The organism is Aeromonas sp. ASNIH8, assembly GCF_002919855.1.
GTDB classification, from domain to species: domain Bacteria; phylum Pseudomonadota; class Gammaproteobacteria; order Enterobacterales; family Aeromonadaceae; genus Aeromonas; species Aeromonas caviae.
The window spans coordinates 1-8164 of the sequence record NZ_PQLN01000138.1 but is presented as its reverse complement, the minus strand read 5'-3'; the positions used below and the strand labels follow the sequence as shown (position 1 = coordinate 8164).

The 8164-nt window shown below is 48.9% G+C and carries 6 protein-coding genes; 4 read left to right on the top strand and 2 right to left on the bottom strand.

Annotated features, from left to right (window positions below; all coding sequences use genetic code 11):
* Nucleotides 1-1694 precede the first annotated feature (1694 nt).
* A complete protein-coding gene (locus C3418_RS21765; RefSeq protein ID WP_103859264.1) occupies nucleotides 1695-2621 on the bottom strand; it encodes a WYL domain-containing protein in 927 nt (308 codons plus the stop codon).
* A gap of 387 nt (nucleotides 2622-3008) precedes the next feature.
* Here C3418_RS21765 and C3418_RS24910 point away from each other — a divergent pair, with 387 nt between their 5' ends.
* Nucleotides 3009-3701 carry an ADP-ribosylglycohydrolase gene (locus C3418_RS24910; RefSeq protein WP_234921247.1) on the top strand — a complete coding sequence of 231 codons (693 nt, stop codon included), beginning with the start codon at nucleotides 3009-3011 and terminating at the stop codon, nucleotides 3699-3701.
* Here C3418_RS24910 and C3418_RS21755 read toward each other — a convergent pair.
* A complete protein-coding gene (locus C3418_RS21755; protein ID WP_202015729.1) occupies nucleotides 3698-4051 on the bottom strand; it encodes a hypothetical protein in 354 nt (117 codons plus the stop codon). The two genes, C3418_RS24910 and C3418_RS21755, sit on opposite strands and share 4 nt — an antisense overlap.
* A 236-nt stretch (nucleotides 4052-4287) precedes the next feature.
* On the opposite strand from C3418_RS21755, the gene C3418_RS21750 reads away from it, so the two are divergent.
* The 3 genes from C3418_RS21750 (at nucleotide 4288) to C3418_RS24195 (ending at nucleotide 8072) form a co-directional block, all read left to right on the top strand.
* Nucleotides 4288-6198 (top strand): hypothetical protein, encoded by a 1911-nt coding sequence (locus C3418_RS21750; RefSeq protein WP_103859262.1) that lies wholly within the window; start codon nucleotides 4288-4290, stop codon nucleotides 6196-6198.
* A 1025-nt stretch (nucleotides 6199-7223) separates the two neighbouring features.
* Nucleotides 7224-7631: an H-NS family nucleoid-associated regulatory protein gene (locus C3418_RS21745; RefSeq protein ID WP_103859261.1), complete on the top strand. Its 408-nt coding sequence runs from the start codon at nucleotides 7224-7226 to the stop codon at nucleotides 7629-7631.
* Between the two features lie 141 nt (nucleotides 7632-7772).
* Nucleotides 7773-8072 carry a hypothetical protein gene (locus C3418_RS24195; protein WP_146054137.1) on the top strand — a complete coding sequence of 100 codons (300 nt, stop codon included), beginning with the start codon at nucleotides 7773-7775 and terminating at the stop codon, nucleotides 8070-8072.
* The last annotated feature ends 92 nt before the right edge of the window (nucleotides 8073-8164 follow it).

The window sequence follows — 8164 nt, the reverse complement described above, 5'->3', positions numbered from 1 at the left end:
CCATTTCACGATACCTGTAGCTGTTCGGGCCAACGGGTACTCAGGTGCAGATCGGCCCGTTGACCCCGTTGTCAGCCGACAATCACTATCTGCCAAGGTCAAAATTCCATTTCACGATACCTGTAGCTGTTCGGGCCAACGGGTACTCAGGTGCAGATCGGCCCGCTGACCCCGTTGTCAGCCGACAATCGCTGCCTGCCAGGGTCAGAATTCCATTTCACGATACCTGTAGCTGTTCGGGCCAACGGGTACTCAGGTGCAGATCGGCCCGTTGACCCCGTTGTCAGCCGACAATCACTATCTGCCAAGGTCAAAATTCCATTTCACGATACCTGTAGCAGTTCGGGCCAGCGGGCACTCTGATGCAGATCGGCCCGTTGTCAGCCGACAATCGATGTTTGCCTGGGTCAGATTTCCATTTCACGATACCTGTAGCAGTTCCGGCCAGCGGGTTTTCTGGTGCAGATCAGCCCGTTGTCAGCCGACAATCGAGCTTGTTAGGGGCGGGATTTTCATTTCACGCTACCTGTAGCAGTACCGGCCAGCGGGTACTCTGGTGCAGATCAGCCCGTTGTCAGCCGACAATCGATGTTTGCCTGGGCCAGCATTCCATTTCACGATACCTGTAGCAGTTCCGGCCAGCGGGTTTTCTGGTGCAGATCAGCCCGTTGTCAGCCGACAATCGATGTTTGCCAGGGGCGGAATTCCATTTCACGATACCTGTAGCAGTTCGGGCCAGCGGGTGCTCTGGTGCAGATCACCTCGTTGTCAGCCGACAATCGATGTTTGCCAGGGGCGGAATTCCATTTCACGATACCTGTAGCAGTTCGGGCCAGCGGGTTCTCTGGTGCAGATCAGCCCGTTGTCAGCCGACAATCGATGTTTGCCAGGGGCTGAGTTCCATTTCACGATACCTGTAGCTGTTCTGCCCTCGGGTACTCAGGCGAAGATTGGTCCGTTGTCAGCTGACAATCGATGTTTGCCAAGGGCTGAGTTCCATTTCACGATACCTATAGCTATTCCTGCCTGCTGGGGTCTGGCACAGATAACCCTGTTGTCAGCCGACAATCGCTGCCTGCCAGGGTCATAATTCGATTTCACGATACCTATAGCTATTCCTGCCTGCTGGGGTCTGGTGCAGATAACCCTGTTGTCAGCCGACAATCGAGTTCGCTGGGGTCAGATTTCCATTTCACGATACCTGTAGCAGTTCCGGCCAGCGGGTTTTCTGGTGCAGATCAGCCCGTTGTCAGCCGACAATCGAGCTTGTTAGGGGCGGGATTTTCATTTCACGCTACCTGTAGCAGTACCGGCCAGCGGGTACTCTGGTGCAGATCAGCCCGTTGTCAGCCGACAATCGATGTTTGCCTGGGCCAGCATTCCATTTCACGATACCTGTAGCAGTTCCGGCCAGCGGGTTTTCTGGTGCAGATCAGCCCGTTGTCAGCCGACAATCGATGTTTGCCTGGGCCAGCATTCCATTTCACGATACCTGTAGCAGTTCGAGCCATTGGGTGCTCTGGTGCAGATCAGCCCGTTGTCAGCCGACAATCGAGCTTGTTAGGGGCGGGATTTTCAGGGTGGTGAAACAGTCAGTAAAACAATGTCAGTCAGGCTTAGCTGACTGACATTAGGTCATGGTACCGCTCAGTGGAAACTTGGACTGCCCCTTGTCCTAGAACTTGGTGGCGATTTTAGTTGACCACGAGATTGATCAAATCCGCATTCTTGAGCTTGAAGGTACAGCCTTGTTCAATTAGCTCCTCCCGGTTGGCCAGTACCAGCGGGTAGAGCAGGGGATGTTGTTGGTGTTCACCGCTATAGCTCACTTGCATCCGCTCTAATGCGTAATGGACCAAGGGGATCCGTTGACTGATCAACAGCTGGTTCCCAGTCATGGCATAGTCTCTGGCAATGATGGCCTGCTGTCCCTCGCTGAGGCCTGGGTTGGGAACGACTACAGCGGTCACCTGGGTGTTCCACTCCAGATCTTGATCCCGGCCGTGGGGGGAGGCATCCAGCAGATCCGGTTCGCCCCGAAAACGACTCATCACAAAGTCCAGATATTCCCCCTTCTTCTCGCAGTAGGCGCGTACGTGCCAGCGGATCCCATCATAGACCAGAGTGTGGGGCACTATATTACGGCCACTCTGCTCCTCTGAACTGAGGGATACGTAGTCGACATCGACCCGCAGCTGGCCACGGGCCGCCTGCACCAAACCGCGCACAATCCTGGGGTCGATATGGCGGTTTGGCACATCTAGGATCTCGATATGGCCGTAGCGCAGATCCATCAGCGGAAGTGTCAACAGGCCCGCTTCATGTTGTCGCTGGTGCTGCTTTTCACGGTGTAGCAGCATCAGGTACTCATCTACTTTTCCCTCACTAAAGCGCGGCACAAAGCGCTCTGTGGGTTTGTATCCCTTCAGGCTTCTGTCATAGACCAACCCTTCCGGTGAGTAGTGTGTCAGGTAGTGGTTGATATCCCGTGACGCCTGTTGGCGGCCGATATTGAAGGCGGTCATCAAATGATTGGTGGTCAGCCGTCCTTCCCACTGCAACACGATTTCCAGCAGACGAAAACGCAGGGTTTGATCCCAGGTGAGCTCTTTGGGTGCCATACGTGCTCCAAAATGCGACATGTTTATGTAACCAGTATCGGCATGAGTATACAGGCTACATATAATGAGTCCATATAAAGGGGTGTCAGGGGAGTAGGTCATGCATGGCAAGCTGGTTATCACCTACCAATTCCAAGTCTTTTGCTATTGGGAGGGGATGGCGTCACAGCCAACGGCACCTTGCTCATATCTAGCAACTCCAATTATTACCAAAGCGACAAGTGGCTTTATGTAGAGCACACAGTGCTAGGTGGGCTGCAAGCAGGGGGTGATCTGATACCCAAAAATGCAAATGCCAGCATTGCCACTACCAGACCTGCCAAGGGGGCGATCGTTACCGTCAGCAACAGCATTACTCATTTCAAACGCCATCGTTACTGAGGTTCTATGAATTCAACGCTGATATTGGGTCAGGCGGCAATGCCACTGATCAAGGGGATCTGTTGCCTGTTGCCGGCCAAGCACGTCGGCGAACTTGTAGCCGTGATTGCAGAAGAACAGAACAGGTATGATGCTGTGTTATTAAAGGAAACCGGGGGATCGCTTCCTTGTACTGAGTTGCGCAGATTAGTACGTTTGGCTTTGCATATTGATCGGTATCGGTTGGATCGTACGGTTCTGCCCATCTATCAAGGGCGGGAGCAACTAATGTCAGGCGCAGCTGCATTACTGGATGACGATACTACTCTTGCATGTGGTGATGCTATGCGGTTATTGGCATTGCTACTCGACAAGCTGTTGAGGGGAAGCCGTGGTAGTGCACAGGCCAAGCTTGACGGACTCACCCTTAGTGCCATGGAGCAGAGAGCACTGGCCGCCAAGTCCCCCAACACCGGCGCTGTGATGAGGGGGAGCTGGCGCCGAAAATCACGTAATCAACTTGGCCGAAGTAATTGGCTCGATGTGGTCGAAGCTGCGCTCTGGTGTTTCTGGCATAGCGACACATTGCGAGATGGAGAAGCCCTGCTTGGTGTGTTACTAGGCGCAGATATCCGGATTTGCATTGTCTATGGCATGTTGGCGGGAGCCTTTTACCTAGCTGATCAAGATGAGATCCATAACCCCTTAGTGACGAATTAACCTGTCATTTCCACCACCGGATAACAGGCATCCCCCCACAGGGTATCGGGATGGGCCATCATCAACTCGATGATCACCGGCACCAGTTTACCGAGCAGGTTGGCGCAATCCTTCAGTTGTTTGCGATTGACCGAGCTGTTCCAGGTCGCACCGCCATGGATCAACTGGTTGCGTAAGGTATACAGGCGATTAAACACCACACCCAGCAACTGCGGGGTATTGCCGCTGGCGAGTGCCAGGGTCGCCATCTTCTTGTCCTGTGCCAGCCGATCTTTCCACTGGGCTTCGCTTATCTTGCCGCTGTGATAATCCCAGAAGCTTTGCAGCACAAAAGGGGTGTCCAGCAGCATGCGGATACTGCCCGAGAACTCCTGCCAGACCAGTTGTTCGATCTGCTTATGCCCATCCAGTTCGCACAGTTTCTCCAGAAAGCCTTTGAAGGTCTCCTGTTCGGAGAGGCGACGATCGTCATCAATTTCAGTGGCATAAGCCGCTGGGCTGTCATTAATTGCCAGCCCCTATTGTGAGTTGCATAGATACTTGGTATAGCTTTGCATATTCACTAGGGTCTCTATGGGGTTATTAAATGAACAATGTTAAAGATACCGAAGCGGAAAAGGAATGCGTAGATGGTCATGGGGCATTAATTCGAAGTGAAACATCTCTTCTGTACAGCGAGAATATAAAGTTACAAGGTTCACAGGGGCATGGGTTTGCGGCAGAAAAAATAAATAACTTGGCTGACCATTTATTGATGAAGGATGCTCAGATCGTCGGTGACGATAACATGAAGGATGGGCCAGATCGGTTGGTTAATGGCACCTATTATCAAACTAAATACTACCAAACTCCCAGCGCAACGGTAAGTGCTGCTATCGAAAATAAACGTTGGCGGTACAGAAATCCTGATGGGAAGCCAATGTCGATTGAAGTACCAAGTGATCAATACGATAAAGCCAAATTACTGCTTAATGAGCGAATTTTGAATGGTGAGATTGAGGGGATTCCTCCTGGCTATGATGCGGATAGTTTGATTAAAAAAGGCCACTTCAGCTATGAACAGGCCAAGAAGGTCGTGAAATTCGGCACATTGGAAAGTCTTGCCTTCGACTCGGTGAATGGAATTATTACTTCCAGTTCAACGATGGGTATATCGGCCACCATGGCGTTTGCCAAAGAAATATGGGATGGCAAAGATTACAAGGCGGCATTAAGTTCAGCCATTGACGTCAGTTTAAGCGTCGGCGCAGATACCTATGTGAATTCACTGCTTGTGTCCCAGTTACAAAAGGCTGGAGCTGATAAATTATTTAAAGCTGGTGCAAATGCGATCACCAAGCAACTTGGTTCTGAACTGTCAGCCAAACTAATTAATTCAGTCAGTGGCAGTAGCCTGAGCGGTGCGGCCGCCAAAAATGCTGCCAGTAAGTACCTCCGAGGGACTGCTCTTGGTATTGCGGTCGGCGTGGGTTGGTCATCTAGAAAGCATTTCTCAGACCTGTTCAATGACCGTATATCTGGTGGTCAATTCAGCAAAAAAATAATCACTTCAGCGGGCGAGGCTGTGGGTGGGACGGCTGGTTTTATGTCTGGTGCCTCTACTGGAGCATCATTAGGAAGCGTTATTCCAGTAGTTGGGACGGTAATAGGCGGCGTACTTGGCGGGGTTGTTGGCTCTAGCCTAGGTAGCGGCATTATGCGCTTCCTCGTTTCTGGTGCTATCGACGGAATTGTCGATGATGACTCCCTTGCGCTTAGGCACTACATTCATGATGCTTTCACAGAAATCTGTGATGAGCATGGTCTAACTGATAATGAGGCAGCTCTTGTTTTTAAAAAATTCACTGAGTTAGATCAGAATATTGTGATCAAAGACCTCTATAAACGTCAGAAACAAAGTGAACGAGCGGCTATAAACTACGTCTATGAAATAATGCGGGTTAAAGTATTACAGCTGATACAACAACGTGCTTTTATCCAAGATCCAATTTCTTTCGAACACTCCGAGTTGCCCACTTTGAATAATGAGCAGCCCTTGTCAGTTAGCGATAGCAAGGATGTAGTAGAAAAAAACTATAATCAGCCAAAAAAAATCATCGACTTTGATGACATATTCTACCCCTATGTCGAATATCTCAGTGAAGGTAAGAGAATTGTCCATGGTATGGACCTCATCGGCACAAAACAAGGAGAAAAGATGGGTGACAAAACCGGTCACTATAACTGTCAGATGCTTTTTGATACCACTTTGTTCAAGAGTGGTAGCTCAGGTTTTGCTGTACTAGATAATGGTCTTATCTCATATGGACATGCAGGAAGCGATACTGAGGTTTGCTTCCAAGAAATTAAAAAAATAGAGCTCTCCTCTGCAAACTATGTTGATGTAACAATTGACACCGGAGAGGTAATAAGCATGAAGTTTATTCATTCCGAATACCGGAGCAAAATGAATGTTGTTGTCGATTGCGTTCGGCAATACATCGAGCAGCTTAAATAACGAAACGGACTAAGTGTGTGCTCTAATTGAGCTCAATCTTTCCGAGAGCCTAACTATATAGGACTGACCGGTAATACCGTGGAAAATCATAGTGTCACTACGGTTAGCCTCAAGTGAGAATCCTTGCTTGGGGCTACCTTGTGGTTCAACATCTCTTTCGGTGCGTATTCCGGCGAAGTGGCACAGCCATTCTGGCCAACGTAAACGCCTTGCTCCTTATCGCGCTCACATCATCCCATTTCTAACATTACCGGGGAACGGTTTCGAGATGAGCTGCTGATGCAGACCGTTGTCAGCTGACAACGGCTGATGTTGGTCTACTGAGTTCGATTTCATTTCACCGCAAATGCACTGTTTGATACCTAGAGTATCTCTATTGTAGTGCCACAACAGCCCCGAGCGAGGGGGCATCTTAGATAGTGATGGTATTACAATAGTGTCTCTCGGCAAGCCAGATAATACGTGCTCCACAACTCGCTAGCGGGTCGTCCATGCATTTTAATACCGATATCCAGTAACAACAGCTCCCACTGCCGTATATCGCGAAAAGCCATCTCACGAGCCTGTTCGATGCTATGGGTAGAATAGGCACGGAGCAATTTGTCTGATGTCGTCGAAAACAACCGTTCAAAAAACGTTAGATCTTTCGCAGCCATAACTTGTGAGCGCAATGTTTTAAGATGTATTTTATCCATTTGTGAATACCGAACTGCATCATCAATAAATGCATCACAAACCTCATATGGCATCTCATGGGACCTCCCATGAGTACTGAGGGCTACGATTAGCAGAATGATTGTCGTCATCACCAGGTCCCTGCCAGCATGAATAAACTAGTCTAGCAGTAACTAATGGAACCCGTTGAAGGTCGATCTCCGGTGAGAGGATTGCATACAGTACACATTGAACGAACAAACATACCCTCCCTGCGCAACTCAAATAATTTATCGAAAAATATTGGCACCAAACTACAGCTAGGCGATAATGCCAGGCGATAAACAAATAACTTTTTAGGCGTGATATCCATGAACGATTTTATCAAAACACTGCTGAATATTCGTAGTCTCCGGGCTGCTCTGCGTGAACTACCATTCGAACAGTTGGTCGAGATTAAGGCAAAATTTGATGAGGTGTTTACAGAGCGTGAGGCTGCTGAGCTCCGATATCAGGAAGAAAACGCCGAACGTCTGCGTAAGCTGGCGGAGTTCAGCGAGATGCTGAAAAACGCAGGGATTGACCCCAGCGAACTGGTTGGTAGTGCTGCTCCGTCGAAAGCTGACGGAATGGAAAAGTCCAAGCGAGCGCCGCGCCCCGCAAAGTACAAGTATCACGAAGATGGCCAGGAAAAAACCTGGACTGGTCAGGGCCGTATGCCGAAAGCCATCGCTGAGGGCGTTGCTAGCGGAAAGTCCTTAGAGGATTATCTGATCTAATCCACAATTATAGTGGTATTGAAAGCAGCCGTAAGGCTGCTTTTTTTATTCATTCGACTATAATAAATTTTGTTTAGGGTGGCATGAGACATTTTTGTTAATGCTATTCGTCCATTACTCTACATGTATAGCGAGTGTTCGATGAAAATAATGACCACAAAAGAGGTTGAGGTTATAGCTGATATTCAGTGTGACGTATGCCATAAAAGCACAATCCCACATATGAACCCAAATTTGTATAATCCTCAGTTTGGAGCCCTGACTGCAAAATGGGGTTATGGTTCGAAACATGATGGTACGGCATATGAGGTGCATCTATGTGAGGAGTGCTTTTTTACTGTGCTGAGTCAGATAAAAAATATGCGTAAAAATGATCATGCGGGTTATGTTGATGATCAATCATTTGGGAAGCTTTATTCTCATAATATCGAACTTATATGAAGTTATTGGTTCAGCCTTGTATAGAAGGGTATGTTTGTCATTGGATGAGAACATACCTTTTTATAGACCTTTAATCAGCCAATGTCATAGTT

Coding starts and splice junctions, on each gene's coding strand:
- C3418_RS21765 (WP_103859264.1), bottom strand. CDS start 2,621: ATGGCACCCAAAGAGCTCACCTGGGATCAAACCCTGCGTTTTCGTCTG.
- C3418_RS24910 (WP_234921247.1), top strand. CDS start 3,009: ATGAATTCAACGCTGATATTGGGTCAGGCGGCAATGCCACTGATCAAG.
- C3418_RS21755 (WP_202015729.1), bottom strand. CDS start 4,051: ATGCTGCTGGACACCCCTTTTGTGCTGCAAAGCTTCTGGGATTATCAC.
- C3418_RS21750 (WP_103859262.1), top strand. CDS start 4,288: ATGAACAATGTTAAAGATACCGAAGCGGAAAAGGAATGCGTAGATGGT.
- C3418_RS21745 (WP_103859261.1), top strand. CDS start 7,224: ATGAACGATTTTATCAAAACACTGCTGAATATTCGTAGTCTCCGGGCT.
- C3418_RS24195 (WP_146054137.1), top strand. CDS start 7,773: ATGAAAATAATGACCACAAAAGAGGTTGAGGTTATAGCTGATATTCAG.